The following is an 872-nucleotide window of genomic DNA, read 5'->3' as shown; positions in this document are numbered from 1 at the left end:
GCGAAGCCGCCGCCGCCCGCGCCGCCGCCCTGGCCGACACCGTCGTCGTCGCCGACGCCCGCGACCCCGTGGCCGTCGCCGACGCCGTCGGCGCACCCGCCGACGTGACCGTCGTGTGCGTCGACGTCCCCGGCTGCGAGCACGGCGCGATCCTCGCCACCGCCGACGGCGGCACCGTCGTGTTCTTCTCCATGGCCACCTCCTTCCCGGCCGCCGCGCTCGGCGCGGAAGGGCTCGCCGCCGACGTCGAGATGATCGTCGGCAACGGCTACGTGCCCGGCCACGCCGCGTTCGCCCTCGACCTGCTGCGCGCCGAACCTGCCGTGCGGGCGCTGTTCGAGCACCGGCAGACTCAGCAGGCGTGACTACCGTGAACGGCGCCCCCGGGGCGACGCGCCTGCTCGTGGGGGGACGCATCCACTCCCCGACCGCACCCGACGCCACCGCGATGGCGATCACCGACGGCACCGTCGTGTGGCTCGGCCAGGACGCCGCCGGGCGCGCCCTGCACCCCGACGCCGAAGTGGTCGAGCTGGACGGCGCGTTCGTCGCGCCCGCGTTCGTGGACGCCCACGTGCACGCCACCGCCGCGGGCCTGATGCTCACCGGCCTCGACCTCACCGGCTGCCGCTCCCTCGCCGAGCTGCTCGACGCCGTGCGCGCCGCCGACGGCCCCCTCATCTGGGGTCACGGCTGGGACGAGACGCGCTGGCCCGAGAACCGGCCGCCCACCAGGGCCGAGCTGGACGCCGCCGGCCGCGGCGCGCGGGTCTACCTGTCCCGCATCGACGTGCACTCCGCGGCCGTGTCCACCGCCCTGGTCGACCTCGCGCCCGCCGCCCGCGACGCCGACGGCTGGTCGCCCGACGGGC

At 77.3% G+C, this 872-nt stretch carries 1 protein-coding gene and 1 pseudogene; both read left to right on the top strand.

Features of this window, described 5'->3' with window-relative positions; translation table 11 throughout:
* Positions 1 to 365 (top strand): annotated as a pseudogene (locus ACFQ3T_RS36805) (L-erythro-3,5-diaminohexanoate dehydrogenase); the annotation flags it as partial.
* The coding region (locus tag ACFQ3T_RS36800) for an amidohydrolase family protein (protein WP_380730817.1) at positions 362 to 872 on the top strand (511 nt) is incomplete at its 3' end. The pseudogene ACFQ3T_RS36805 and the gene ACFQ3T_RS36800, both read left to right, overlap by 4 nt.

The organism is Saccharothrix hoggarensis, from assembly GCF_042678885.1.
GTDB lineage: Bacteria > Actinomycetota > Actinomycetes > Mycobacteriales > Pseudonocardiaceae > Actinosynnema > Actinosynnema hoggarensis.
Note: the sequence above shows the minus strand (reverse complement) of the source record. Positions and strands in the feature narration are given on the sequence as shown.